General features: G+C 68.0%; 25 protein-coding genes. 6 read left to right on the top strand and 19 right to left on the bottom strand.

Features of this window, described 5'->3' with window-relative positions; all coding sequences use genetic code 11:
- The first annotated feature begins 12 nt into the window (after positions 1–12).
- The gene (locus tag HB681_RS19200) at positions 13–351 is read left to right on the top strand and encodes a type II toxin-antitoxin system RelE/ParE family toxin (RefSeq protein ID WP_213956476.1); all 339 of its coding nucleotides are present in this window, start codon (positions 13–15) and stop codon (positions 349–351) included.
- Complete coding sequence (locus HB681_RS19195) at positions 329–619, top strand: addiction module antidote protein (protein WP_213956475.1); 291 nt, start codon at positions 329–331, stop codon at positions 617–619. Before HB681_RS19200 ends, HB681_RS19195 begins: the two co-directional genes overlap by 23 nt.
- A gap of 84 nt (positions 620–703) precedes the next feature.
- On the opposite strand, the gene HB681_RS19190 is transcribed toward HB681_RS19195, so the two are convergent.
- The 17 genes from HB681_RS19190 to HB681_RS19110 form a co-directional block, all read right to left on the bottom strand.
- The gene (locus HB681_RS19190; RefSeq protein ID WP_256735009.1) at positions 704–1,393 is read right to left on the bottom strand and encodes a substrate-binding domain-containing protein; all 690 of its coding nucleotides are present in this window, start codon (positions 1,391–1,393) and stop codon (positions 704–706) included.
- Positions 1,394–1,451: 58 nt separating this feature from the next.
- Positions 1,452–2,426 (bottom strand): tripartite tricarboxylate transporter substrate binding protein, encoded by a 975-nt coding sequence (locus HB681_RS19185; protein ID WP_213956474.1) that lies wholly within the window; start codon positions 2,424–2,426, stop codon positions 1,452–1,454.
- Between the two features lie 88 nt (positions 2,427–2,514).
- Entirely contained in the window at positions 2,515–2,781 is a 267-nt protein-coding gene (locus HB681_RS19180) for a helix-turn-helix domain-containing protein (protein ID WP_213956473.1), read from the bottom strand.
- 20 nt (positions 2,782–2,801) lie between these two features.
- On the bottom strand, positions 2,802–3,665 hold the full coding sequence (locus HB681_RS19175) for an isocitrate lyase/phosphoenolpyruvate mutase family protein (protein ID WP_213956472.1): 864 nt from the start codon (positions 3,663–3,665) through the stop codon (positions 2,802–2,804).
- Positions 3,647–5,074 (bottom strand): FAD-dependent oxidoreductase, encoded by a 1,428-nt coding sequence (locus HB681_RS19170; RefSeq protein ID WP_213956471.1) that lies wholly within the window; start codon positions 5,072–5,074, stop codon positions 3,647–3,649. Before HB681_RS19170 ends, HB681_RS19175 begins: the two co-directional genes overlap by 19 nt.
- Entirely contained in the window at positions 5,071–5,688 is a 618-nt protein-coding gene (locus HB681_RS19165) for an isochorismatase family cysteine hydrolase (RefSeq protein WP_213956470.1), read from the bottom strand. Before HB681_RS19165 ends, HB681_RS19170 begins: the two co-directional genes overlap by 4 nt.
- Positions 5,685–7,751, bottom strand: coding sequence for a hydantoinase/oxoprolinase family protein (locus HB681_RS19160; protein ID WP_213956469.1), 2,067 nt, complete (start codon positions 7,749–7,751; stop codon positions 5,685–5,687). The genes HB681_RS19165 and HB681_RS19160 overlap by 4 nt, the downstream gene beginning before the upstream one ends.
- A complete protein-coding gene (locus HB681_RS19155; protein ID WP_213956468.1) occupies positions 7,752–9,443 on the bottom strand; it encodes a hydantoinase B/oxoprolinase family protein in 1,692 nt (563 codons plus the stop codon).
- The gene (locus HB681_RS19150) at positions 9,436–9,954 is read right to left on the bottom strand and encodes a 3-isopropylmalate dehydratase (protein WP_213956467.1); all 519 of its coding nucleotides are present in this window, start codon (positions 9,952–9,954) and stop codon (positions 9,436–9,438) included. The genes HB681_RS19155 and HB681_RS19150 overlap by 8 nt, the downstream gene beginning before the upstream one ends.
- Positions 9,951–11,222, bottom strand: coding sequence for a 3-isopropylmalate dehydratase large subunit (locus HB681_RS19145; RefSeq protein ID WP_213956466.1), 1,272 nt, complete (start codon positions 11,220–11,222; stop codon positions 9,951–9,953). The genes HB681_RS19150 and HB681_RS19145 overlap by 4 nt, the downstream gene beginning before the upstream one ends.
- Positions 11,219–12,178, bottom strand: coding sequence for a tripartite tricarboxylate transporter substrate binding protein (locus HB681_RS19140; protein ID WP_213956465.1), 960 nt, complete (start codon positions 12,176–12,178; stop codon positions 11,219–11,221). Before HB681_RS19140 ends, HB681_RS19145 begins: the two co-directional genes overlap by 4 nt.
- Positions 12,179–12,187: 9 nt before the next feature.
- On the bottom strand, positions 12,188–12,898 hold the full coding sequence (locus HB681_RS19135; protein WP_213956464.1) for an ABC transporter ATP-binding protein: 711 nt from the start codon (positions 12,896–12,898) through the stop codon (positions 12,188–12,190).
- Complete coding sequence (locus HB681_RS19130) at positions 12,895–13,647, bottom strand: ABC transporter ATP-binding protein (protein WP_213956463.1); 753 nt, start codon at positions 13,645–13,647, stop codon at positions 12,895–12,897. The genes HB681_RS19135 and HB681_RS19130 overlap by 4 nt, the downstream gene beginning before the upstream one ends.
- The gene (locus HB681_RS19125) at positions 13,640–14,617 is read right to left on the bottom strand and encodes a branched-chain amino acid ABC transporter permease (RefSeq protein WP_213956462.1); all 978 of its coding nucleotides are present in this window, start codon (positions 14,615–14,617) and stop codon (positions 13,640–13,642) included. The genes HB681_RS19130 and HB681_RS19125 overlap by 8 nt, the downstream gene beginning before the upstream one ends.
- Before the next feature lie 31 nt (positions 14,618–14,648).
- Positions 14,649–15,521 (bottom strand): branched-chain amino acid ABC transporter permease, encoded by an 873-nt coding sequence (locus HB681_RS19120; RefSeq protein WP_213956461.1) that lies wholly within the window; start codon positions 15,519–15,521, stop codon positions 14,649–14,651.
- A gap of 18 nt (positions 15,522–15,539) precedes the next feature.
- Positions 15,540–16,742, bottom strand: a complete 1,203-nt coding sequence (locus HB681_RS19115) for an ABC transporter substrate-binding protein (protein ID WP_213956460.1) — start codon at positions 16,740–16,742, stop codon at positions 15,540–15,542.
- 19 nt (positions 16,743–16,761) lie between these two features.
- The gene (locus tag HB681_RS19110; protein ID WP_213956628.1) at positions 16,762–17,550 is read right to left on the bottom strand and encodes a GntR family transcriptional regulator; all 789 of its coding nucleotides are present in this window, start codon (positions 17,548–17,550) and stop codon (positions 16,762–16,764) included.
- A gap of 207 nt (positions 17,551–17,757) precedes the next feature.
- Between HB681_RS19110 and HB681_RS19105 the strand changes: the two genes are divergently transcribed.
- The 3 genes from HB681_RS19105 to HB681_RS19095 all read left to right on the top strand — a co-directional run bounded on the left by HB681_RS19105 (position 17,758) and on the right by HB681_RS19095 (position 22,373).
- Positions 17,758–21,282, top strand: a complete 3,525-nt coding sequence (locus HB681_RS19105; RefSeq protein ID WP_213956459.1) for an ATP-binding protein — start codon at positions 17,758–17,760, stop codon at positions 21,280–21,282.
- A 127-nt stretch (positions 21,283–21,409) separates the two neighbouring features.
- Positions 21,410–21,619 (top strand): hypothetical protein, encoded by a 210-nt coding sequence (locus HB681_RS19100; RefSeq protein WP_213956458.1) that lies wholly within the window; start codon positions 21,410–21,412, stop codon positions 21,617–21,619.
- A 64-nt stretch (positions 21,620–21,683) separates the two neighbouring features.
- A complete protein-coding gene (locus HB681_RS19095; RefSeq protein WP_213956457.1) occupies positions 21,684–22,373 on the top strand; it encodes an alpha/beta family hydrolase in 690 nt (229 codons plus the stop codon).
- Positions 22,374–22,435: 62 nt separating this feature from the next.
- On the opposite strand, the gene HB681_RS19090 is transcribed toward HB681_RS19095, so the two are convergent.
- The gene (locus HB681_RS19090; RefSeq protein WP_213956456.1) at positions 22,436–22,609 is read right to left on the bottom strand and encodes a DUF3563 family protein; all 174 of its coding nucleotides are present in this window, start codon (positions 22,607–22,609) and stop codon (positions 22,436–22,438) included.
- Between the two features lie 178 nt (positions 22,610–22,787).
- Between HB681_RS19090 and HB681_RS19085 the strand changes: the two genes are divergently transcribed.
- Positions 22,788–25,130, top strand: coding sequence for an ATP-dependent DNA helicase (locus HB681_RS19085; RefSeq protein WP_213956455.1), 2,343 nt, complete (start codon positions 22,788–22,790; stop codon positions 25,128–25,130).
- On the opposite strand, the gene HB681_RS19080 is transcribed toward HB681_RS19085, so the two are convergent.
- Positions 25,112–25,618: a hypothetical protein gene (locus tag HB681_RS19080; protein ID WP_213956454.1), complete on the bottom strand. Its 507-nt coding sequence runs from the start codon at positions 25,616–25,618 to the stop codon at positions 25,112–25,114. The genes HB681_RS19085 and HB681_RS19080 overlap by 19 nt on opposite strands.
- Positions 25,619–25,638: the final 20 nt, after the last annotated feature.

Below are 25,638 nucleotides of genomic sequence, written 5' to 3'. Positions count from 1 at the left end.
TTTTGTATCCATATGGATACGATTCACCCCGCGGTCACTTTCCTGCGGACTTCAGAATTCGACGCTTGGCTGAGCGCATTGCGTGACCCAGTGGGCCGTGCCCGAGTCATTGCCCGAATTCGGTCGGCCGAGCTAGGAAATTTTGGTGACTGTGAACCCGTGGGCACTGGCATCTCGGAGATGCGAATACACGTCGGGGCAGGCTACAGGGTTTACTTCACTCGCAAGGGCGACGTCGTGTACCTGCTGTTGTGCGGTGGCAGCAAATCGACCCAGTCGCGGGACATCAAGCGGGCCAAGGCGCTCTTGGCGAGCATGGGGATCCGATATGAAAAACGTTGCTGCATTTGATGCCGCCGATTACCTGGATACCGACGAAGTCATCGCGGAATACATCAATGCCGCCTTGGAGGACGAGAATCCCGCCGTCTTTCTCCAGGCCATTGCCGATGTTGCGAAGGCGCGCGGAATGTCCCGACTGGCCAAGGACGCCGGTCTTGGGCGCGAGAGCCTCTACAAGGCGCTGGCACCTGGCGCCAAACCGCGCTATGACACAGTTCTCAGACTTCTGCGAGCCTTGGGGGTGGAACTCCACGCCACGCCTTCTCATTCCGCATAGGCTGAGTCCGGCGGGATTTCCGGTCAACAGTCGCCGCTCGCCTTGCCGATCAGCCGTCCCATGTGGAGTGTCTCCGTGGTTCGATCAGGCCGGCTGCATGCCGTGCCTTCGCTTGGCATCGGCACAGTCTTCCGAGTCCATGAAGTCGAGCAAGGCGCGCACCGCCTCCGGTTGCGCGCCTCCAATGCCTGGGGCGGCGGAGAAGATCGTCGTGATCTGGCTCTCGGCCGGCAAGGGCCCGATGAGGTCGATGCCCGCGAGGCCGATGAGTTCGCTCATCTGCTGGAAGCCCAGCGCCGCCTCACCCCGTGCAATCAGCAAGCCGACCGGCACGCCGGGAGGCGCCTGCACCAGCCGTCCCTGCAACTCGGCCTCGATGCCCCAGCGCTGGAACATCGCCATCAGCGCCACGCCGCTGGGCCCCGTCGAATAGGCGACGATGGAAGCCTCGCGCACCGCCCTCCGCAGTGCGTCCCCGGTGGAAATATCCGGCCGCGCCGCGCCCGCGCGCACCGCCACGCCCACGCCGGAGCGAACCAGGTCGACCTTGCCGGCCCCATCGAGCCGGCCTGCGTCGACGAGCTTGTCGATGGCATCCGAAGCCAGCGCCACCACGTCGAACACCTCGCCCGCCGCCACCCGCCGCGCCGCTTCGACGCCTCCGACCGCCTCGACCGAGACAGCCACGCCGCTGCGTTGCGCATGAGCCGCCGCGAGTTCCTCCAGCAACCCCTTCGTGGCCATCGAGCAGATGCACCTGATCGCATTCCTCATACCGTCTCCTGGGTGGCGTGCGCCGCCTTGATCCCCGGCGCCCGGCGCTTGAGCCTTTTCAATCGGGCTTGATGCTGGCGTCGCGGATCAGCTTGCCGTAGCGCGCGGCGTCGCTCTTGAGCAGCTTCTCGAACTGCGCCGTCGGCCCGGGCAGCGGCACGCCGCCGGCCGCGGCCAGTTGCTCCTTCACCTCCGTCGACTGGATCGCCTTCTGCACCGCGTCGTGCAACTTGGCCAGGACGGGTGCAGGCAAGCCGGCCGGCGCGACAAAGCCGTACCAGACGCTGGCTTCGAAACCCGGATAGCCAGACTCGGCCACCGTCGGCACGCCCGGCAGCACGGCCGACCGGTCAGCGCTCATCACGGCGAGCACGCGCAGCTTGCCGGACTTGGCCAGCGGCAGCACCTCCAGCGCATTGACGGCCACCACGTCGACATGGCCGCCGAGCACATCTGTGAGCGCCTGCGCGCCACCCTTGTAAGGCACATGGGTCAACTGCAGGCCGGCGGTGTGCTGGAACAGTTCCATCGCCAGGTGCGGCGTGGAGCCATTGCCCGGCGTGGCGACGCGGATGCTGTCCGGCCTGACCTTGGCCGTCGCGACCAGTTGCGCGAGCGTCTTGATCGGCGAGCCCTCGCCCACCGCGAACACCACCGGCACGCGGCCGACCAGCGCGATCGGCGTGAACTCGCGGTCGAGGTCATACGGCGCCGGCTGGAACAGTGAAGGATTCACCGCCAGCGCATTGGCCGCCAGCAGCAAGGTGTAGCCATCCGGCGCGCTGGTGGTGAGCGCCTTCACCGCGATATTGGTGCCGGCGCCCGGCCTGTTCTCCACCACCACCGGCTGGCCCAGGGTCACGGCCATGCGCTGCCCGACCGAGCGCGCAATGGCATCGACCGCGCCGCCCGCGCTGTAGCCGACCAAGATCCTGAGGGGCTTGCTCGGGTACGCGTCGGCTGCGACGGCCACGGTGCTGAATGAGAGGAGCGCAGCAAGCGCGAGGGCGCAGCGCGCGAGGAGTGATTTCATGGCATGTCTCGAATCGTGATGTGCGGCCAGTGTCGAGTCCAATGCCGTTGCGTGGCGTGAATTCGGCTTGGCTTGCCTTCACACTTCTTTATCGAAGGGGATCGATGCCAGGCCGATGCAGCGACACCGGAATCTCGTAGAGTGCCAGCATGCCGAGCACATGGCCTATCGCGACGCCCGGCTCGCCCGATTCGATGCGCGCGATCGTCTGGACGTGCACGCCAAGCCGCGCGGCCGCCGCGGCCTGGCCCTCGCCGGCAGCAATGCGGCCCTGCCTTGCCGCAGCGCCCATGTCCTTGATGGCGCGCAGCGCGTCTTCGTGGATGTCGACAGAGATTCGTTTGCCTTGGGCCATCGGCGCATTGTCCCCGAGCGCTACTCGTACCGCTTGCCGAGCGCCATCAACGCCGGCGTCTCGATCACCTCGTTGAGCCCGTCGAAGTCGAGCATGCGCTCGCGCCACGGCTGGGTGGTGCGGTGCTGCTTCAGGCTTGCGTAGTAGCCCTGCAAGGTATGGACCACGGCGCGCGCGGTGCCGCCCGGAAAGATCGCGATGCGAAAGCCGTGCGCCTGCAGCGCATCGGCATCCTGGATCGGGGTCTTGCCGCCTTCGACCATGTTGGCGAGCATGGGGATGCGATGGGCAAAGCGGCGGCAGGCCGTATCCATCTGCCCGGGCGATCGCAAGGCCTCGATGAAGAGTGCGTCGACGCCGGTCTCCAGGTAAGCCTCCGCCCGGTCCAGCGCGGCTTCGAGCCCTTCGACGGCCACCGCGTCGGTGCGCGCAAGGATCAATGTGTCGGCCGAGGTGCGGGCGTCGAGCGCCGCCTTCAGCTTGCCGACCATTTCCTGTGGGCCCACCACGGTCTTGCCGTCGAGGTGGCCGCAACGCTTGGGGAAAGTCTGGTCCTCGATCTGGATCATCGCCGCGCCCGCGCGTTCGAAGCCGCGCACCGTGCGCTGCGTGTTGAGCGCATTGCCGAAACCCGTATCGGCGTCGACGATCACGGGCAGGCTCACGCGCTCGGTGATGCGGGCCAGCGTATCGGCGACCTCGGTGAAAGTGGTGAGGCCCACGTCGGAGCGGCCCAGCAGCGTGTACGCGATCGACGCGCCAGACAGGTACAGCGCCTCGAAGCCGGCCTGCTGCGCGACCAGCGCGCTCAGGGCGTCGTACACGCCGGGCGCCAGCACGATATCGCTCGACGCGAGGCGCGCCTTCAGGGTGATGTTGGCCATGGCATTTGCTTCCTTGCTTTGATGATCAGCGCGGCCGCCGAGCGCGCCGCGATGTAGCCGCCGGCGACGGCGCTCAGCAGGCCGTTGCCCGAGAGGTAGCCCCAGACCACGTCGCCCGATACGCCCCCTGCCGCGCCGCCGGCCGCGAACAGGTTGGGCAGTGGCGAGCCATCCTGCCGCAGCACGCGGGTGTCGCTATCGATGTCGAGCCCGCCCTGCGTGTGGAACAGAGCGCCCGTGACCTTCACCGCGTAGAAAGGCGCATCGAGCCCGCGCTTGAAGACGCGTCCATCCGCCTGCGGCGCGGCGCCTCGCATGGCATCCAGCGTGCCTTGCAACACGGACGCATCGCAACCCATGCACGCCGCCAATCCGGCCACCGAATCGAAGCGTCGCAACGCACCCGCAGCTTCTGCTTCGCAGAAATCCGGGAAGCCGCGCGCCAGCGCCAGCAAGGGCGGATCGAACACGTTCCACGCGATGCCGCCCGGCTGCGAGAGCACATGCACGGCCGCTTCCGAGTAACCCTGCGTCTCGTCATGAAAGCGCCGCCCTTCCCTGTTGACCTGGATGCCGCCTTCCATCATCACGGCCCAGGTCATCAGCGCGCCCTGCGGCGTGACCCACGAGCCGTGCCCCTGGTAGCCGCCAAGGTCGCGCAGGCGCGCGCCCAGCGCTTCACCCCAGAGGATGGCGCTGCCGTCGTTGCCCACGTGTCCGCCGAATGTCGCGTCGGCCATTTCGGGGAGCAGGCTGCGCACCATCTCCGGATTGCCTCCGAAGCCGTTGCAGGCCAGCACGAGCGCATCGCAACCCAGCCGCTCTTCCTGACCGTCGGGGCGCAGGTAGCCGACGCCGATGGCGCGGTCGTCGGCGTCGAACCAGAGGCTTTCCACCACGGCTTGCGTCAGCACCGGAATGCCGGCCGCATCGACGGCAGACTGCAGGGCTGCCATCAGTGCGGTGCCCGTTTTCTGCCCCAACGAATGCATGCGATGCACGCTGTGTCCCGGATAGAGAAAGCCGTCGAGCAGCATCCATTCGAGGCCATGCCGCTCCTGCAATGCATCGAGCGCAGGGCCGATGGAACGCGCGTACGCATCCACCAGCGCAGGCACGGCGCGGCCATGCGCCTTGGCCTGGATGTCCCGTGCGAACAGCCCGGCGCTGTCCTCGACACCCCGCGCTCGCTGCGCACGCGTGCCCGGCGCAGGTATGAAGCCGGAGGACAGCGCGGTCGAGCCGCCCGGCGCCGCGTCACGCTCCAGCACCACGCAGTCGATGCCCGCGTCATGCAGCATCAACGCCGCCGTGAGCCCGCAGGCGCCGCTACCCACGATGGCCACGCTGGCATGCACCTGCGCATCGATGCGGGACGCCCGGCGAATGCTGCGATGCGGCGTCGTCATTCCAGCAGCTGGACGAAGCCGGCGCAGTCGGTCACCTCCGCCACGTTGCGCATGTCGGCGAGCGAGACCTCGTGCCGTTCCACGCCGAAGGCCGCGCAGCCGTCGGCCAGCACCAGCGTCCGGTAGTCGCGCATGTGCGCATCGCGCACGGTGCTGGCCACGCCGCCGTTGGTGACGATGCCGCATACGGCCACCGTGTCGATGCCGCCCCGGCGCAACACCCAGTCGAGTTGCGTGTGGAAGAAGGCCGAATAGGCCACCTTGCAGACCACCAGGTCGACCAGCTCCTCCAGTTCGTCCACGTTCTCCTGGCCCCAACTGCCGGGCGCGAAGTCGCCCTTCTTCAGGTAAGGCCGCAGTGCTTTCAGGTGCGGCGACACCATCGGCTCACCGGAGGGATCGGGCCACAGCGTGAACTGGCTCGCAGCCACCATGCCGCCCGCGGCCTTGAGCGCACGCGCCACCTCGGCAACGCGCGCGGGCAGCAACAAGGCCGGCGGATTCGAGTCGCCACCGCGCGCATAGGCGCCTTCGGGATGCAGGAAGTCGTTCTGCAGGTCGATGATGACCAGCGCCGTGTTCCGCGCGACGACGGGCATGGGGTGCGCGCTCATTTCAGGCTCACCAGCAGGTTGCCGAAGGCATCGACCTCGGCCTGGAACCCGGGCTCCAGCCACACGGTGGTGTCGGCCTGTTCCAGGATCGCCGGGCCATCGACCCGCGCGCCCACCGGCAAGTCGAGCCGCGTAAAACGCAGCGCCTCATGCCACTCGCCATGATGGAACACGCGCTGCGTGCCCAGCGGCTCGATGCAGCCGACGCCATGGGGCGCGAGCACGGCCAGGTCGAACTTGGGCCGAACGCCGATACGCGCATAGCGCAGGTTCATCACGCGAATCGCGATGCCGTCGAGCACGCGGCCAAAGGCCGATGCATAGGCCTGCTCGAACGCGTGCTGGATGCCATCGCGCGTGAGCGTTGCCGTGCTGTCTTGCGCCATGGGCACCGGCAGCGTGTGCGTCTGCCCGGCATAGAGCATGTCGAAGGCCACCATCTCGCGCACCTCGTCGAAACGCACGCCCGACGAATCCAGTCGCTGCTGGCACGACGCCGACAGCTCGGCGATCCGCTGCCCGACTTCGCCGACGTCGAGTTCGTCCAGCGGCTTGTTGAGCGTCTGCACCGCGTCGTGCCGCATGTCGGCGATCACGCAGCCCAGCGCCGAAGTCACGCCGGGGTAGCGCGGCACGATGCCGGTGGTCACACCGACCTCGCGCATCATGGCGCAGACATGCAGCGCGCCGCCGCCGCCGAAAGGCATGTAGGCAAAGCGGCGCGGATCGTGGCCCTTCTCGATCGACACCAGCCGGATCGCACCGGCCATGCGCGCGTTGGCCACGGTGAGGATCGCCTCGGCCGCCGCGTACGCGTCCAGCCCCAGCGGCCTGGCCACATGGTCCTCGATGGCCTGCCGCGACTTCTCCGCATCCAGCGCAGCAAGCAGGCCGCCCCCGAGCGGCCTGTCCGCCGCGATGCGGCCCAGCAGCACGTTGGCATCGGTCACGGTCGGGCGCATGTTGCCGCGGCCATAGCACGCCGGCCCCGGCACGCTGCCGGCCGATTCGGGCCCGACCTGCAGCATGGCGCTCGCATCCACCGACGCGATCGAGCCGCCACCCGCGCCGATGGTCTCGATCTGGATCATCGGCGAGCGGATCACCATGCCGAACTCGATGGCCGTCTGCGCCGCGAGCGCGGCCTCGCCACTGGCCACCAGCGACACGTCGAAGGAGGTGCCTCCCATGTCCCCGGTGATCACGTTCGGAAAGCCGGCTGCGCGCGCAATGGCGGCGCAGGCGATCACGCCCGCGGCCGGGCCCGACAGCGCGGTGCGCACCGGCAGGTCGCTCGCAGTCTGGCGCGACATCACCCCGCCGTTGCTCTGCACCACCAGCAGTTCGCCCGCGAAGCCATTCGCGCGCAGGTCGGATTCGAGGCGTTCAAGATACTTGCCGACCACGGGCTGCAGCGCGGCGTTGAGCGTGGCCGTCGAGCAGCGCTCGAACTCGCGGATCTCGGGCAGCACCTCGCAGGCCGAGGTCACGTGCGGGTTGGGCCACAGCGCGCGCACGGCCGCGACGGCGAGCCGCTCGTTCTCCGGGTTGGCATAGGTGTTGATGAAGAACACGCAGACTGCCTCGCAGCCTTCGGCCAGCAGCGCCCGGGCTTCGGCGCGCACCTGGTCGAGGTCGACCGGCGTGTGCAGCGTGCCGTCGGCCAGCACGCGCTCGTCCACCTCGCGGCGCAGCTCGCGCGGCACGATCGGCACGAAGCTTCCGCGCAGGCCCCAGGTCTGCGGCCGGTCGCGCCGGCGCATCTCCAGCACGTCCCGGAATCCGCGCGTCGTGATGATGCCGGTGCGGGCCACCTTGCGTTCGAGCAGGGCGTTGGTGCCGACCGTGGTGCCATGCACGATGGTCGCGATGGCCCCGGCCGAATCGGCCACGCGCGCCACGCCGTTCATGAAGCCGCGCGCTTCCTCGCCGCGCGTCGACGGCACCTTGACGATGCGTGCCGTGCCCCGGGCTTCATCGAGCACGAACAGGTCGGTGAAAGTTCCGCCGACATCGACGCCGACGATCAAGCGAGCGTCCCGGGTTTGCTGTGCAGCAGTCATTCAGGCGCTTTCGTCATCGGTGCCGTCATTGGCGGCGTAGCCCATCGCACGGTCCTGCTGCCGCTGCGCCTCGCCGCGCATGGATGCGGGGCCCCAGCCGCCGCCGCCGGGCGTCTCCAGCCGCACGCGCTCGCCGCGCGCCAGGCGGATGCCGCGCATCTTCGAGAGCATCGGCGGCACGTTCCATGCGCCGTCGTTCTCGTAGCGGAAGACATTCACCGCGCCCGGACCGCCGCCCGCGATGCCCTTGGGTGGTGAACTGCCGCGTTCGCCGAAGACGAAGACCTCGGCATCCTTCTCGAGCAGTTCGATCTCGTAGACGGCGCCGAGTCCGCCTCGGTACTGGCCGTCGCCGCCGGAGCCGCCACGCAGCGACCATTCGGTGAAGCGCACCGGGTACGCGGCCTCGAGGATTTCCAACGGCGGGATCGTCGCCGTCGAGATCGGCGCATTGCCGTGCGACAAGCCGTCGCCACCCGAATGCGCGCCATGCCCGCCGCCGAAGAAGCTGAACATCACCCACTGCTGCCCTTCGCGTCCCTTGTCGGAACGATGCCCCGCGATCGACAGCGCATTGATGGTGCCGTAGGCCTGCGCCACGGCGCGCGTCGGGTCGGCCTGCGCGGCCGCGCTGAAGATCACGTCGATCATGCGCAGGATGGTCTCGGTGTAGCCGCCGACCGGGCGCGGGCGCTCGGCGCTGATGACGAGGCGGTCCGGCAGCACGAAGTCGACGGCATCCAGCACGCCGGCATTGGCCGGCACGTCGGGGAACAGGTGCTTGAGTGCGACGTAGCAGGCCGCGATCGCCGTGGCGCGAGAGATGTTGACCGGCCCGGCGCACTGCGGCGAGGTGCGCGAGAAGTCGAGCAGCAGGCGGTCGCCGGCCACCGTCATGTCGAGCGCGATGGTCAGCGGCACGTTGGTGATGCCGTCGTTGTCGAGCACGTCCTCGAAGCTGTAGCGACCGTCAGGCAGCGAGGCGATGTGCGAGCGCATCAGCTTCAAGGCGCGGCTGCGCAACTCTGTCATGGCCTGCAGCACCAGTTCGTCGCCGTATTCGTCGAGCAGGCCGTTCAGGCGCCGCGCGCCGAGTTCCAGCGCGGCCAGCTGGCCGTTGAGATCGCCCCAGAGGCTGGCCGGCAGGCGCGTGTTGGCGCGCAGGATGGCGAGCACGTCTTCATCGATGCGCTCGTCGCGCACGATGCGCACGGGCGGGATCTGCACCGCCTCCTGCCAGCATTCGGTGGCCGCGGGGTTGTAGTTGCCCGGCACCGCGCCGCCCACGTCGTGCCAGTGCGCTGCCGAGGCCATGTAGCACCAGAGCTTACCGGCGCGGTAGAAGGGCCGCACCAGCTTGAAGTCGTTGGCATGCGTGCCGCCGTCATAGGCGTCGTTGGTGATCCAGGTCTCGCCTTCCTTCATGCCGCCGCGCGGATTCGCCGCGGCCACGGTCGCGCGCACCGCGAAGGCCATCGCCCCGACGAACACCGGCAGGCCGGACTTGCCCTGGATCAGCGTGTCCCCCGTGCCCGCGTCGTAGAGGCCGTGGCAGGCATCGTGCGCCTCGGCAATGATGGGATTGAACGCGCTGCGATAGAGCGTCGCGTCCATCTCGTCGGCCACCTGTTCGAGGCGGCCGCGCAGGACGGCGAGCGTGACGGGGTCCATCACGGGGGGCTGGTCAGACATCGATGGGTTCCTTGCCGGCGCGCTGGCGCAGTTGGTTCATGAGCCCGCCGGCGCGGACCATGTCCATGAGAAAGGCCGGCACCGGCTCGCAGGCCAGCCGCGTGCCGTCGGGTGCGATCACCGCGGGTTCACTGGTGTCGATGCGGATGCGGTCGCCGTCCCGGATCACGTCGACCTGCGCGCAGGTCAGCAACAGCAGCCCGAGGTTGATCGCGTTGCGAAAGTAGAGACCGCTGTACGAAGGCGCAATCACCGCCGACACGCCCAGCTTGACCAGCACCGCCGCGGCCTGCTCGCGCGACGAGCCGATGCCGAAGTTCGGCCCCGCCACGATCACGTCGCCACCGCGCACCGCGCTCGCGAACTCGGGTCGCACGGATTCGAGGCAATAGGCCGCGATCTTGTCGATGCCATGCTTCATCGCATGCCCGGGTGCGAGCACGTCGGTGTCGATGTCGGCGCCCAGGCGCCAGACGCGATGGGTCGAGCCGGGCCCGATGCGCTTGCTCATGCCAATACCTCCCGTGGATCGCTCACGCAACCACGCAATGCCGAAGCTGCCACCGTGTACGGCGACCCTAGATAGACCTGCGCACTCGGCGAGCCCATGCGGCCCTTGAAGTTGCGCGCCGTGCTGGAGATCACCGTGACGTCGTCGCCCATGGCGTCGCCATAGCCGGCGCAGGCGCCGCAGGTAGTCGGGAAAAGTTCGGCGCCGGCGTCCAGCAAGGCTTGCAGCACACCCTCCTGCCGCGCCTGCTCCTGATCCTGCAGGCTGGCTGGCGCGACGATGAAGCGCACGCCTGGAGCCACCTTGTGCCCGCGCAACACTTCCGCCGCGGCGCGCAGGTCTTCCAGCTTGGCGCCGGTGCAGGCGCCGATGTAGGCCACGTCGATGGCCGTGCCCGCGTACTTGCTCACGCCATGCGCGTTGGCGGGGCTGTGCGGCGCGGCGACGTAGGGCTCCAGCGTCGACGCATCGAACCGGTGTTCGGTGAAGCGGGCGTCCTCGTCGGTGAACCATCGCGCCGTGTCCACGCGCGGGACGCCTGCCTGCGCCAGGAACGCGGCCGTCGTTGCATCCGGTGCGATCAGCCCGACCTGCGAACCCAACTCCGCGCTCATGTTCGACAGCGTCATGCGTTCCTGCATCGACAGCGCCGTCACCGCCGGCCCGCAGAACTCGATCGCCTGGTAGCGGCCGCCGTTCATGCCGAAGCGGCCGATCATGTGCAGCATCATGTCCTTCGCCGTCACGCCCGCGGGCAGCGCGCCGTCCCACCCCATGCGGATCGTCTCGGGCACGCGCAGCCAGATCTCGCCGGTGACCATCACGCTGAGCATCTCGGTGCTGCCGACGCCGAACATGTACGCGCCGAACGCGCCACCCGTCGGTGAATGCGAATCGCCGCCGACGCAGAACATGCCGGGCCGGATGTGGCCGTGCTGCGGCACCACGACGTGGCAGATGCCCTGGCTGTCGTAGACATGCGGCAAGTCCTGCTCGCGCGCCCATTCGCGCGCGATGCGCACGATGCGCCGCGAATCGTCGTCGCGCTCCGGCACGTAGTGGTCCATCACGAGCACCACGCGCGAGCGATCCCAGATCCGGGCCCCGAGGTCTTCGAGCATCGGCTTGAGGCGTCGCGGGCCGGAGGAGTCGTGGAACATCGCCAGGTCGACCTTGCAGGTGACGATCTCGCCGACGCCGACCGTGTCGCGCCCGCAGGCCTTGGCGACAAGCTTCTGCGCCAGCGTTTGAGGCAATGCGGCGTTCATTCCGGCTTCGCCCCCGAAAACTTGACGACCTTCGCCCAGCGCTTGATCTCGCCCTGCACGAAGGCCGAGAACGGCTCCGGCGCATCGCCGACCGGAATCGCGCCCTCGCTGTCGAGGCGCTTGCGCATCTCCGGGTCCTTGATGGCCTGCCGCGCCGCGTCGCTCAATCGCTTCGACACCTCGGGCGCCATGTTCGCGGGCCCGAACAGGCCGAACCAGGCACTCGACTCGTAGCCCGGCAAGGTCTCTGCGATCGCGGGCACATCCGGGAAGGCCGGCAGCCGCTTCGCCGATGTCACGCCGAGCGCCTTGAGCTTGCCGGCCTTGATGTGCTGTTGCACGTTGCCGACCGCGGCGAACATCAGTTGCACCTGGCCGCCGAGCACGTCCTGCACGGCCGGCGCGGTGCCTCGGTAGGGGATGTTCACGATGTAGACCCCCGCCTGCATCTTGAACGCCTCGCCTGCCATGTGCAGCGACGAGCCGATGCCGCCGATCGCGAAGTTCAACTGGCCCGGTTTGGACTTGGCCAGCGTGATCAGCTCGCGCACGTCCTTCACCGGGACCGCCGGGTTCGCAACCAGGACCGATGGCGAGGTCGCGACACAGGTCAGTGCCGTGAAGTCCTTGACCGGGTCGAAAGGCAGCGTCGGATACAGCGTCGCGTTGATCGCGTGGCTGGTGAAGCTCATCAGCAGCGTGTTGCCATCGGGCGGGGCCTTGGCCACCGCATCGGCCGCGATATTTCCGCCGGCGCCGGGCCTGTTCTCGACGATCACGGTGCGACCGCCGAGCGCCGGGCCCATGCTGGCCGCCAGGGAGCGCGCCAGCGTGTCGGTCGAGCCGCCGGCCGGTGCGCCCACGAGGATGCGCACCGGCGTGTTGCCGACTTGCGCGAATGCGCCGCGCGCCAACACTGCGGCGCCAGACGAAATGAGGATGTCCCGACGTTTCATTTCTCGCTCTCAAAGCCCCAGGTAGGCCCGGCGCAGTTCATCGCTGCCGAGCAGCTCTTGCGGCAAGCCGGAGAAGCGTACGCTGCCGTTCTCCAGCACGTAAGCGCGATCGGCGATCTCCAGCGACTGGCCCACGTTCTGCTCCACCAGCAGCACCGCGAGGCCCTCGTCGCGCAATCGACGGATCAGCGTGAACATTTCTTCCACCAGCAGCGGCGACAGTCCCAGCGACGGCTCGTCGAGGATCAGCAGCACCGGCTCGGCCATGAGACCCCGGCCTATCGCCAGCATCTGCTGCTCGCCACCGCTCATCGTGCCCGCGTTCTGGCGCATGCGCTCCTTCAGTCGCGGGAAGATGCCGAACACCTTCTCCAGGTTGGCCGCACGCCGCTCGCGGGCGCGGGTGAAGGAACCGAGTTCCAGGTTCTCCAGCACGTCGAGGTTGGGAAACACCTTGCGGCCTTCCGGCACCTGGATCAGGCCGGCCTTCACCACGTCGCGGTAGTGTGCGCCGCTCAGGTCGCTGCCGTTGAAGCGCACCGTGCCCGACCACGCCGGGCACAAGCCGCAGATGGTCTTGTTCAGCGTCGACTTGCCCGCGCCGTTGCTGCCGAGCAGCGCGACCATCTCGCCCGCGTTCACATGCAGGTCGACGCCGCGCAGCACCTCGACGCGGCCGTAGCCGCCGCGCAGGTCGCGGATGTCGAGCAACGCCGTCATGCGGCCTGCCCCCTGCGCAGGCGCGCCGCCGTCCCATGACCCAGATAGGCCTCGACCACCTTGTCGTTCGACGTGACTTCCGCCGGGCTGCCCTCGGCAATCAGCCGCCCCTGCGCCAGCACCCACACATGCTGGGCCAGGTTCATCACCGCCTGCATCACATGCTCGATCATCAGCACCGTCACGCCGCTGTCGGCAATGCCGCGCACCACGGGCATCATCTCAGCGATCTCCTGCGGGTTGAGGCCGGCCAGCACTTCGTCGAGCAGCAACAGCCGGGGCCGCGTCGCCAGCGCCCGCGCGAGTTCCAGCCGCTTTCGCCCGGCCACGGTCAGGTCGGACGCAGCCTTGTCCAGCTGCGCCCCCAGCCCCACCTGCATCGCCACTTCCTCGGCCCGCTGCAGGGCAGCCGCTCGGCCGCGCACATGCAGGTGCACGCCCACCGCGATGTTCTCGCGCACCGTCTGAGCGGCGAAGGGCTTCACGATCTGGAAGGTGCGCGTCATGCCCATCGCGGCGTTGCGATGCGGCTCGCGCCCAGTGATGTCCAAGCCAGCAAAGCGCACAGTGCCCGAATCCGGCTTGAGGAAGCCCGACATCAACGCGAACAGCGTCGTCTTGCCTGCCCCGTTCGGCCCGATCAGCGCACAGAGGCTGCCCTCGCGCACCGACAGGCTCACGTCCTGCACCGCCTTCAATCCCCCGAAGGAACGCGACAGGCCGGCAATCGACAGCAGCGCCTCAGTCATGCGCCCTCCCCTTGCCCGCCCACAACTGCCGCGCAGACAAGCCGATGCCCGCAATCCCGCGCGGAAGGAACATCACGATCAGCACCAGCACCGTGCCGTAGATGACCATGTTGATGCCCGGCAATTCCCCGAACAAGTTGCGCGTGAAGTCCGCCAGCACATGCAGCACCACCGCGCCCAGCACAGGACCCCACAGCGTACCCATGCCGCCCACGATGGCCCCGACCAGCGCCTCGACGGACGTGGCCGAGCCGTAGGCAATGCCCGGGTCCACATACTGGAACACCTGCACATAGAAGGCCCCCGCCGCGCCCATGAATGCACCCGAGATGCCGATGGCCGCGACCTTGATGCGAAACGGGTTCACGCCCACCGCCCGCGCCGCGTCCTCGTTGTCACGCACCGCCTGCAAGTACGCGCCGAAGCGCCCGTTGCGCAGCCAGCATGTAACAAGCAGCGCGGCCGTGACGAAGGCCAACACCACCCACAGGTAGCCGCTGCGCGACGCGAACTGGAAGTTGGCAGGGGACTCGCGCAACGGAACCATCAGCCCCACGCCCCCGCCGGTAAACGAGACCGACGTCGCCAGGATGCGGAATACCTCCGCGAACGCCAGCGTGACAAGCGCGAAGTACGAGCCCTTGAGCCCATAGCGAAAGGTCAGCGCACCGACGCACAGCCCCAGCACGCCAGCGCCCGCTACCGCCACTGCCAGTGCAATCCACGCATTGAGGCCGCCCTGCATCTGTGCAATCGCCTGGATGTAGGCACCCGTCCCGAAGAACAGCGCATGCCCGAATGAGAACTGCCCGCCAAACCCGCCGAGGATGTTCCAGGCCTGCGCGATCAGGGTCGCATAGAGCGCCATCGTCACGAAGTTGAGCACCACGCCGGATGTCGTCACCAGCGGCACACAAGCCACCAGCACCGCGAACAATGCGATCCCCGCAAGCTGTGTCCGCGCGCTCACCGATGCCCCCGCGCCCGGCAGTTCGTGCCGCTCATGCCTTCGCCCCGAACATGCCTTCGGGCCTGAACAACACCACCCCGATGAAGATCGCAAAAATCCCGATCTGTCCCAGCGACTCGCCCAGGTACAGCCCGCCCAGCGACTCGACGATGCCCACCAGGAAGCCGCCGACCAGCGCCCCCACGAAGCTCCCCATCCCGCCCAGCACCACGATCGTGAAAGCCACCAGCACGAAGCCGCTGCCCACCTGTGGATTCACGTAGTACGCCGGCAGCAGGAAGCACGCCGCCGCGCCAAGGCAGGCCAGCCCGATGCCGAAGCTCATCGCATAGACATGGTCCACGTCGATGCCCATGAGCTTGGCCCCCTCCTTCTCCTTGGCGACGGCGCGGATCGCCCGCCCCAGGTCCGTTCGCCCCATGATCCAGAACAGCACGCCCGACACCACCAGCGCGCCCGCAAACGCCACCAGCTTGGGTACCGCGATCATCGCCGGCCCGATGGCCACCGTGCTCAGCGAATACGCCGTGTCGATGTTCCGCGTGTCCGACTTGAAGAACAGCAGCGCCAGGTTCTCCATCACGATCGAGATGCCCAGCGTGGCCAGCAGGATGTTCTCGTCCTTGCCGTGCCCCGCGCGGTTGATCACGCCGCGCTGCAGCGCATAGCCCAGCGCGAACATCCCCGGCACCACCAGCGGCAGCGCGAGGTACGGATCGATGCCGGCTTTCTCTTTCAGGAAATACACCGCATACAAGGCCAGCATCAGGCTGGCCCCGTGCGCGAAGTTGATGATGTGCAGCACGCCGTAGATCAGCGTGAGCCCCAGCGCGATCAGCGCATACACCGCGCCGGTCGTGATGCCGTTCAGCACCGATGGAAAAAGAATGCTGAAGTCGAACATCCCGGACCAGCGACGCGATCAAGCCCGCAGCGGGAACAAGGGTTCCGCTTCGCGGTAGTCGCGCGGAATGATCACCTTGATGTCGTTCTTCAGCACCTGCGTCATCAGAGGCTGCGCGCCCTCGTTCTGGCCGTTGACGAACTTCGTCGGGCCATAGGGCATGACATTGTTGGACCAGGTGCTCGACGCCAGCGCATCGATGATGGCCGCACGGTCCGACGACTTCGCGCGCTCGATCGCATCGGCCAGCAGGCCCATCGCGGTGTAGGTCATGAAGACCTCGTAGCTGAAGAACTGGCCCTTGGCCTCCACGCGCTTGCGCAGCTCGGCCGAGCGCTTGTCCTTCGGGTTGAACCAGTGGTTGCAGTCGATGATGCCGTTGGCCGCGTCCGGAAACTCCTTCACGAACTTGTAGCTCGACGCCGCCCCGCCCAGCACCGAGAAGATGGCCTTGGGCGTGACCTTCTGCTGCTGCATGGTGCGCACCAGCAGCGCGTACTCGTTGTAGTAGTTGGCCGGGATGACGATGTCGGGGTTGATCGCCTTCATGCGCAGCACGATGTTGTTGAAATCGCGCGTCGGATTCGCGTGCTTCACCACCTCCTTCACCTCGAAGCCGTAGCCCGGCAACTCGGCAGACAGCAGGTTCGCCGTTCCGGTGCCGAACAGCGACTCCTCGTGGATGATCATCACCGTCTTCGCCGGGTTGCCGGCCGCCTTGTTGAGCACCAGCAGGTTGGCCATGGCCACCTGCGCGCACTTCTTGTAGCCAGGGCCGAAGCGGAAGGTGTTCTTCAGCCCGCGCTCGACGATCTGGTCGGCTACGCCCACGTCCACGACATGCGGCAGGTTGTACTTGGCAGCGGCCTGGGTCGTGGCCAGGCAGATGGCCGAAGCGAAGGCTCCGACGATGGCGCTCACGCCCGCCTCGTTCATCTTCTCGACCTCGGCCGTGCCGGCCTGCGGCGTCGATTGCGCATCGCCCAGCAACGCCTCGATCTGCGCTCCGCCCAGCGACTTGATGCCGCCCGACTTGTTGATGTCCTCGATCGCCATCTGCGCACCGAGCCGGCATTGCTGCCCCGAATAGGCCAGCGCCCCCGTCACCGGATGCAGCACCCCGACCTTGACGGTCTTCGGCTGCGCGCCGGCCACCAGGGGAAACGCAACGGCGCCCGCCAGCGCGGCGGACTGCGATACGAAGCGACGACGGTTCTGCATGAATTACCTTCTCTTTCCTTCAGTTGAACTGGGCTGACACATCCTGGCTGACCCACACCTTGGCATCGATGCTGCCCACGCGGGAAAGCTGCATCTCGTAGGTGTAGCGGTCGGGCCGGTAGAAGCCGTGCAGCCACTGCACCGGCCGCTCGGCGTCGTCGTAGACCAGGCGCCGAACGGCAAGCAGCGCGGAGCCGACCGAGACTTCGAGGTGTTGTGCAAGCACGTTGTCTGCCAGCCGTGCCGAGATGGTCTGGTGCGCCCGCCCGACCTTCACGCCGGACTCTTCGAGCAACATGAGGATCGGCTTCTTCGCCAGCTCGCGCCGGCCGAAGCGCCGCGCGATGTCGCCCGGCACATAGGTGGTGATGTGCGACAGCGGCCCCTCGCGCGTCGAGCGCACGCGCACCGCCTTCTGCACCGGGTCGCCGGGGTTGAGCTTCAACGCATCGGCGACCTGGCTCGATGCCGTGATCGTTGCCACGTCGATGACCTTGACCGAGGTGCGCAGCCCCATGGTCACCAGGTTCTCGAGCAGGCCGCGCAAGTTGGCCCGGCCCGTTGCTTCGCCGTCGTGTCCGCCGACGCCCGCTGCAGCCGCCGGTGGCAACGCCCGCGTGCGACGGCCCGGGTTGCGCGCGATCAGTCCTTCGGCCGCCAGTTGCTCCAGCGCCCGCCGCACCGTCACGCGCGCCACGCCGAACTGCGCTACCAGCGCCAGTTCGCCCGGCAGCCCCTCGGCAAAGCGCCCCTCGTCGAGTTGCTCGCGCAGCACCAGGTAGATCTGGTGGTACTTGGGCAGCGGCATGCGTGGCATGCGCGGATGGTTCATTGCTTCGATTGTTCTGTCAATGGGACATTTAAGGAGTCGGTGAGCCGATGCGTGCGTAAAGCGCCAAGGCGCCGACATCCGGAACCTTCGTTCCCGTGTAATCTCTCAGGTCGAAGAGTGCTCGGATCCACAGGGAGAAGCCGGGCGCAAGGTGCTGGCACCTGCGTCCTCCACCTGTTCCAGATGACGATCAATCCCTCGATGGCGGCCAATCTCGTCAACGTCCGCGGCACGCACCTCCAGGCCGGCGACACGCGCGAGCTGTACCGGCAGAAGATCGCCCGCATCACGCTGGACTCCATGGTCCAGTTCGTCGGCTTGCTGGATGCGCAGGGCACGGTGCTCGAAATCAACCAGGTCGCGCTCGACGGCGTCGGCATCAAGCTCTCGGACGTCGAGGGAAGGCCCTTCTGGACCACCTTCTGGTGGCAGGTGCGCGACGAAGGCGCCACGCTGCGCGCGTCCATCGAGCGCGCCGCCCGGGGCGAATTCGTCCGCTGGGATGCCGAGATCTACGGCCGCGCGAGCGGCGCCGAGACCATCATCATCGACGCCTCGCTCTCCCCCGTCATGGACGACAGCGGCAAGGTCGTGTTCATCACGGCCGAGGGCCGCGACATCACCGAGAAGAAGGCGCAGGAGCGCGAGATCGCGCGGCAGCGCGCGGAACTGGCGCGGCTCGACGAACTGAAGACGCAGTTCTTCGCCAACATCAGCCACGAGTTCCGCACGCCGCTGACCCTGATGCTCGGGCCGCTCGAAGACGCGATGCTCGACCACGACGAACCCCTGACCGAGCGACAGCGCGAGCGCGTCGCGACGGCCGCGCGCAATGGCCTGCGGCTGCAGAAGCTGGTCAACACGCTGCTGGATTTCTCGCGCGTCGAGGCGGGCCGCATCCAGGCGGCCTACCAACCGGTCGACCTTGCCGCGCTCACGCGTGACCTGGCCAGCAGTTTCCGATCGGCCTGCGAGAAGGCCGACCTGGTCCTGGGCATTCGCGCGCCCGCCTTGTCGCAGCCGGTCCATGTCGATCCGGAGATGTGGGAGAAGATCGTTCTCAACCTAGTCTCCAACGCCTTCAAGTTCACGCTGGAAGGCGGCATCACGGTCGACATCGCGGAAGACGATGGGGATGCCGTGCTGCGCGTGAGCGATACAGGCACCGGCATTCCCCAAGCCGAGGTGCCGCGCGTGTTCGACCGCTTCCATCGCGTCGAGGGCGCGCGCGGCCGCACGCACGAAGGCACCGGCATGGGACTGGCCCTGGTCAAGGAACTGGTCGAGCTGCACAAGGGCTCGGTGTCGGTCGACAGCGAGCCCGGCCGCGGGACCACCTTCGAAGTCCGCATCCCCTTCGGCTCCACGCACCTGCCGCAGGACCGCGTCGAAGGCGCGCGCACCCAGGCTTCGACAGCCACGCGCGCCGAAGTCTTCGTCAGCGAGGCCTTGCGCTGGCTTCCGGAGGACATCGACGCGATGAGCGACGTCGCCGCGCCACCCGCGCAACACCAGGATGCCACCGGCAAGCGCCCGCACGTCCTGCTCGCCGATGACAACGCCGACATGCGCGACTACCTGCGCCGCCTGCTCTCGCCGCACTACGAACTCACCTGCACGGCCAATGGCGAGGAGGCCTTCCTGGCCGCCCGCCGCCAGCGGCCCGACCTGATCCTGACCGACGTCATGATGCCGCGCGTCGACGGCTTCGAGCTGCTGCGCAAGCTGCGCGCCGACGCCGGGCTGCACACCGTGCCGGTGGTCGTCCTGTCGGCACGCGCAGGCGAGGAGGCCAAGGTCGAGGGCCTGCGCCGCGGCGCCGACGACTACCTGGTCAAGCCCTTCAGCGCGCGCGAACTGCTGGCCCGCGTCGCGGCCAACATCGAACTGTCGGTCACGAGGCTGCAAGGCTCCAGGCTGATGCAGGAAGAAGCGCGCAGCCTCGAACTGCTCAACAAGGTGGGCACGGCGGTGGCCGCGGAGCTGAACCTCGACCGCGCGGTGCAGGTCGTCACCGATGCGGCTACCGCGCTCACGGGCGCGGGCTTCGGCGCCTTCTTCTACAACCTGCTGGACGAGAAGGGCGAGAGCTACATGCTGTACGCGCTATCGGGCGTGCCGCGCGAGGCCTTCTCGAAGTTCCCGATGCCACGCAACACGGCGGTGTTCGCGCCGACCTTCAAAGGCGAAGGCATCGTGCGTTCCGACGACATCCTGCTCGACCCGCGCTACGGCAGGAACCATCCGCATTTCGGCATGCCACAGGGCCACCTGCCGGTGCGCAGCTACCTGGCCGCGCCCGTCGTCTCCCGCTCGGGCGAAGTGCTGGGCGGACTCTTCTTCGGCCATCCGGAGCCCGGCGTTTTCACCGCCCGCCACGAGCGCCTGCTGGTGGGCATCGGTGCGCAGGCCGCCATCGCCATCGACAACGCCCGGCTGTTCCAGGCCGCCGAACGCGAGGTGGCCGAACGCCGCCGCGCCGAAGCCGCGCTGCAATCGCTCAACGCCACGCTGGAGCAGCGCGTGCTCGACGAGGTCGACGAGCGCGCCAAGGCCGAGGAGCAGCTGCGCCAGGTCCAGAAGATGGAGGCCGTCGGCCAGCTCACCGGCGGCATCGCGCACGACTTCAACAACATGCTGGCCGTGATCATGGGCAGCCTGAACCTGCTGCAACGCAAGCTGGCCAAGAACGACACCGACGTCGAACGCTTCGTCGACGCGGCCATCGACGGCACGCGCCGTGCCGCCGCGCTCACCAACCGCCTGCTGGCCTTCTCGCGGCAGCAATCGCTGGCGCCAGAGCCGGTCGACGTCAACGGCCTGGTCGCCGGCATGAGCGACATGCTCATGCGCACCCTCGGCGAACCGATCCGCGTCGAAACGGCGCTCGGCGCGGAGGTCGGGCATGTCATGGCCGACCGCACGCAATTGGAGAACGCGGTCCTCAACCTGTGCGTGAATGCCCGCGACGCCATGCCCGATGGCGGCAAGCTCACGCTGGAGACGTCGAACGTCACGATCGACGACGTGGACGCGAGGGAATACGCGATCAGCGCCGGCGCGTACGTTCGCATTGCCGCCACCGACTCCGGCCAGGGCATGACGCCCGATGTCATGGCCCGTGCCTTCGAGCCCTTCTTCACGACCAAGGGCGTGGGCAAGGGCACCGGCCTCGGGCTCAGCCAGGTCTATGGATTCGTGCGGCAATCGGGCGGCCATGTGAAGGTCGAGTCCGAGCCAGGCCGAGGCACGGTCGTGAAGATCTACCTGCCACGCCACGCCGGCGAGGCGATGCCTGCAGACGCGCCTGCCGCGCTGCGCACGCAGGTTCGGCGTGGCACGCAGGCGGAAATCGTCATGGTGGTGGAGGACGAGCAGCGGCTGCGCACCGTGTCGGTCGAGGCCCTCTGCGAACTGGGCTACACCGTCATCGAGGCGGCCAGCGCGCACGACGCGCTGCGCATGCTCGACGAGGGACGCGCCATCTCGATGCTGTTCACCGACGTGGTCATGCCCGAGATGTCGGGCCGCGAACTGGCCGAACGCGCGCGCCAACGGGTGCCGGGCCTGAAGGTTCTCTTCACCACCGGCTATACCCGCCGCGCGATCCCGCGCAACGGCGTGCTCGGGCCCGGTACGCGAATGCTGACCAAGCCGTTCAGCGTCGACGAACTGGCGCTGAAGGTGCGCCAGGTGCTCGATTCCTGATCGGCTCCCACGCGCAGCGACGGGCTCCCGGCCTACATGGGAGTCCGTATCGGCTCACACGCCGCGGCCTCCATCGGCCTGATCCTGCGCGATTCGCAGCCGCTTTGAACAAGAGAGCCGAAACGCCATGACCACGCACGACACGTTGACCGAGACCTACGACGCATGGAAGCGCGCCACCGACGAGCATCACGACATGATGGCGTCCGTGATGAGCGGCGGCCTGCTCGACGTCAGGGCGATGATGCAGAAGACCCAGCAGATCGATGCGCTCCACGCTACCTGGATGAAGATCGCGCAGCAGCTCGTCTGCACCCGCACGGAAGTACGCGCCTGAGCCTGCCCTTGCCGCGCTGCCGCAGTAGAGTGATGCGTCCCATCGCCCCTGCCGCGGCACCGCCATGACATCGACTTCCACAGCAGAACCGGTCACCATCCCGCTCGACGACGGTTCCACCGTCTCCGGCCTCGCGCTGGCGCCACCAGACCCGGTGGCCTGCTACATGCTCGCCCACGGCGCCGGCGCAGGCATGACACATCACTTCATGGCCGCCGCCGCCGAGGGCCTGGCCCAGCGAGGCATCGCGACCTTGCGCTATCAGTTCCCCTACATGGAGGCCGGCGGCAAGCGGCCGGACACGCCCGCCAAGGCGCATGCGACGGTCCGGGCGGCCGTTGCCGAGGCATCACGGCGCTTCGGATCGCTGCCGCTGGTGGCCGGCGGCAAGTCCTTCGGCGGCCGCATGACCTCGCAGGCGCAGGCGCTGGGCTTGCTGCCCTCCGTGGCGGGCCTGGTGTTCCTGGGATTTCCGCTGCATCCGGCGGGAGAACCTTCCATCACCCGCGCAAAGCATCTATCCGACGTGCGGGTGCCGATGCTGTTCATCCAGGGCACGATCGACAAGCTGGCGGAGCTGGGAAAGATTCGCTCGGTCGTTGCCGATCTGGGAGAACGGGCGACCATCGTCGAGATCGAGCACGCGGATCACGCCTTCCACGTGCTCAAGCGCACCGGCCGCAATGACGACGAGGTGCTGGCGCAGGCGCTCGACAGCGTCGCTGCGTGGGTCCGGCGTCTGGCCGCGACCTGATACGGAGCATGTGCAGGACCTGCCTGCCGGCGCTCCGCTGCCGAAAGGATGCTGCGAACTCTTTAGATCGAGTGGCGCAGGTGGAAGGGCTCCTGGGTGTCGCGCTCGTCGAGTGCGCGCATGCGACGCTCGAGGTCATAGATGTCGACGGAACCGGCCAGGTAGGCGTCTTCGATTTCCTGTTGGGACTGGAAGCTGCGTTGCAGGGCGGAGATGGCACGATGGAGGAGCGACATGGTGTGGTCCTTTCAGTTACTGGGTTGATCTGTGGTATGGGCTGTAGTTTAAGGGTTTACCCTAAAGTCTGTTTTCAGCCGTGTATACAACCAACCTGAGCGAAGGGACTTGTGGAGATATTTCACGGGTTGCCCGGAAGCTGCCTGCCAGGATCGCCTGCCCCACAATCCAACCCCCATGTCCTCCGACACCACCGCTTCCGCCCAGGCGCAGCCGCCATCGGCTGACTGTGCCGAGGCGCCGCCGCCACTGGCTGCTGCGCGTGCGGCGGTCTCGGTCAAGGCCTTGTGCGCATTCGGCGCCAAGGTGGGCGACCTGGACTTCCGCTTCGTGCCGGTGCCCAGCGCGCAGGAAGGCATGGCTGGCCACAGCCTGGTGCAATCGCGGCGTGGCGCGGACTATGAGCGCGAGGTGACGCTGTCCGCCATCGGTGCGGGCCTGCTGGTGCGCGGGCGCGCGGACGGCTACGACGCCAGGCGCCGACGCGTCGAGGAGATCAAGACTTTCCGGGGCAGCTTCGACGCGATCCGCGCGAACCACCGGGCGCTGCACTGGGCGCAGGCCAGGTGCTACGGCTGGATGCTGTGCGAGCGCGAGTCGCTGGACGAGATCGCCGTGGCGCTCGTGTATCTCGACCTGGCCAGCGGCGAGGAGACCGTGCTCGAGGAGCGTTGGCCACGCGATGCCTTGCGCGCCCATTTCGAGCACCTCTGCGTGACCTTCATGGCCTGGGCCGAACGGCAAGGCGACCGCCAACGCGCGCTGCAACGCGAACTCGGATCGCTGTCCTTCCCGCATGCGGCCTTCAGGCCCGGCCAGCGCGAACTGGCCCGAGGCGTGTACCGCGCCGCTGCCGCGGGGCGCTGCCTCATCGCGCAGGCGCCCACCGGCATCGGCAAGACGGTGGCGACCACCTGGCCCTTGCTCCGGGGCTGGGCCACGCAGAAGACGCACAAGATCTTCTTCCTCACCGCGAAGACCCCGGGTCGCGCGGTCGCGCTCGAAGCGCTGGGCCTTGCGGGCCGCGACAGCGAATCACTGCGCGTGCTGGAGCTCACGGCGCGCGAGAAGGCTTGCGAGCACCCCGGCAAGTCCTGCGACGGCGAGGCCTGTCCGCTGGCGCGCGGCTTCTACGACCGCCTGCCCGATGCCCGCCGCGAAGCCATCGGCACGCGCGAACTCGGCCGCGCGCAACTGCGCAGCATTGCGCAGGCCCATGCCGTCTGCCCCTACTTCCTCGCGCAGGAAATGGCGCGCTGGAGCGATGTCATCGTCGCGGACTACAACTACTACTTCGACAGCAGCGCCTTCCTCTTCGCGCTGGCCAAGGAGGAGGAATGGCGCGTCGCGGTGCTGGTCGATGAAGCGCACAACCTGCTGGAGCGCGCCCGCGGGATGTACACGGCGCCGCTGGCTGCGCAGCCCTTCGAGGAGGCGCAACGCGCGGCGCCCACAGGCATCAAGCCGCGGCTCGTGGCCCTGCGCCGGGAGTGGCGTGCGTTGCAGGCAGGACAAGCCGCCGGCTACGCGGCCCTCGATGCCATTCCGGAGCGCCTGCTGCAACCGCTGCAGGAGGCGGTCTCGGCCATCGCCGAACACTTTGCCGCCACGCCCAGGGACGCGCACGGGCCGCTGCAGCGCTTCTTCTTCGACATGGTGTACTTCCTGCGTTTGTCGGATGCGTTCGGCTCGCATTCGGTATTCGAAGTCACCTCGGGCGACGATGCCGGCGGCGACGCGCTGACCATCCGCAACCTGGTGCCCGCGCCGTTCCTCAAGCCGCGCTTCGCGGCGTCGATGTCGACCGTCTGCTTCTCCGGCACCATCGCGCCCTTCCCCTTCTACCGCGACGTGCTTGGCCTGCCCGACGACACGCTGGAGTTGGACGTGGCGTCACCGTTCCAGCCGCATCAGCTGAGCGTGCAGGTCACGCCGCGCATCTCGACCCGCTTCCATCACCGCGCCGGCTCGCTCGACGCACTGATCGACCTGGTCGGCGCGCAGTTCATGCGGCGGCCGGGCAACTATCTCGCTTTCTTCAGCAGCTTCGACTACCTGGAGGCGGCACACGAAACCTGTGCGCAACGCTGGCCCGACATCCCGACCTGGTCGCAGTCGCGGCGCATGGCGGAGGCCGATCGCGAGGCCTTTGTCGCACGCTTCCAGGCGGGTGGCCAGGGCGTGGGCTTCGCGGTGCTGGGAGGCGCGTTCGGCGAGGGTGTGGACCTGCCGGGCGACCGGCTGATCGGCGCGTTCATCGCGAGCCTGGGCCTGCCGCAGCACAACCCCATGAACGAGGTCATGCGCGAGCGGATGGAAACGCTTTTCAGCGGCCAGGGCTACAACTACACCTACCTCTATCCGGGCCTGCGCAAGGTGGTGCAGGCGGCGGGACGCGTGATTCGCACGGAGAGCGATTCGGGGGTCGTCTACCTGCTGGACGACCGCTTCGAGCGGCCGGAGGTCCGTCGCCTGCTGCCCTCGTGGTGGCAGCTCGAGCGCTACATCCTCAGCGCGTAGAAGGCAGCGGCTCCGGCGGCCAGCGCCAGCGGCAGCAGCCAACTTCCGCGTGTCTTTCGCTTGCGCTTGGGCTTGGGCTTGGGCCCATGGCTTTCCAGGCGCGCCGGCAGCGACTGCACCTCTTCCATGCTGGCGTAGGGCTCGAAGCGCTCATCCGCCTCGATGGCCTCGATCAAGGCCGCCCGCACGGCCGGGCTTTCGTCATCGTGCTCATAGGCCGATGGCGCCTGGCCAAGCGCCAGCTGTACGTGGGCCAGGTACATCCGCCCCTTCGGCGAAAAGCCGATGAATTCCCCGTTCATCGCCAGGATGCCGTGGTCCAGCAACGCATCGAGGCCGCGCCGGACGGCGGGCCGCTCGCTCACTGGCACGCTCGACTGGAGCCCGGTGCGAAGCGTCTTGCCGGCATGGGTGGCGACCAACCGCGCGCGGACCATCATCACGAGGACGGCAGCGACAGCCTCTCGGTCGGACAGCGGTTGTGGCATGGGATGTGGCCAGAAGCCTC

This window comes from Variovorax sp. dw_954 (assembly GCF_018449755.1).
Taxonomy (GTDB): domain Bacteria; phylum Pseudomonadota; class Gammaproteobacteria; order Burkholderiales; family Burkholderiaceae_C; genus Variovorax.
Note: the sequence above shows the minus strand (reverse complement) of the source record. Positions and strands in the feature narration are given on the sequence as shown.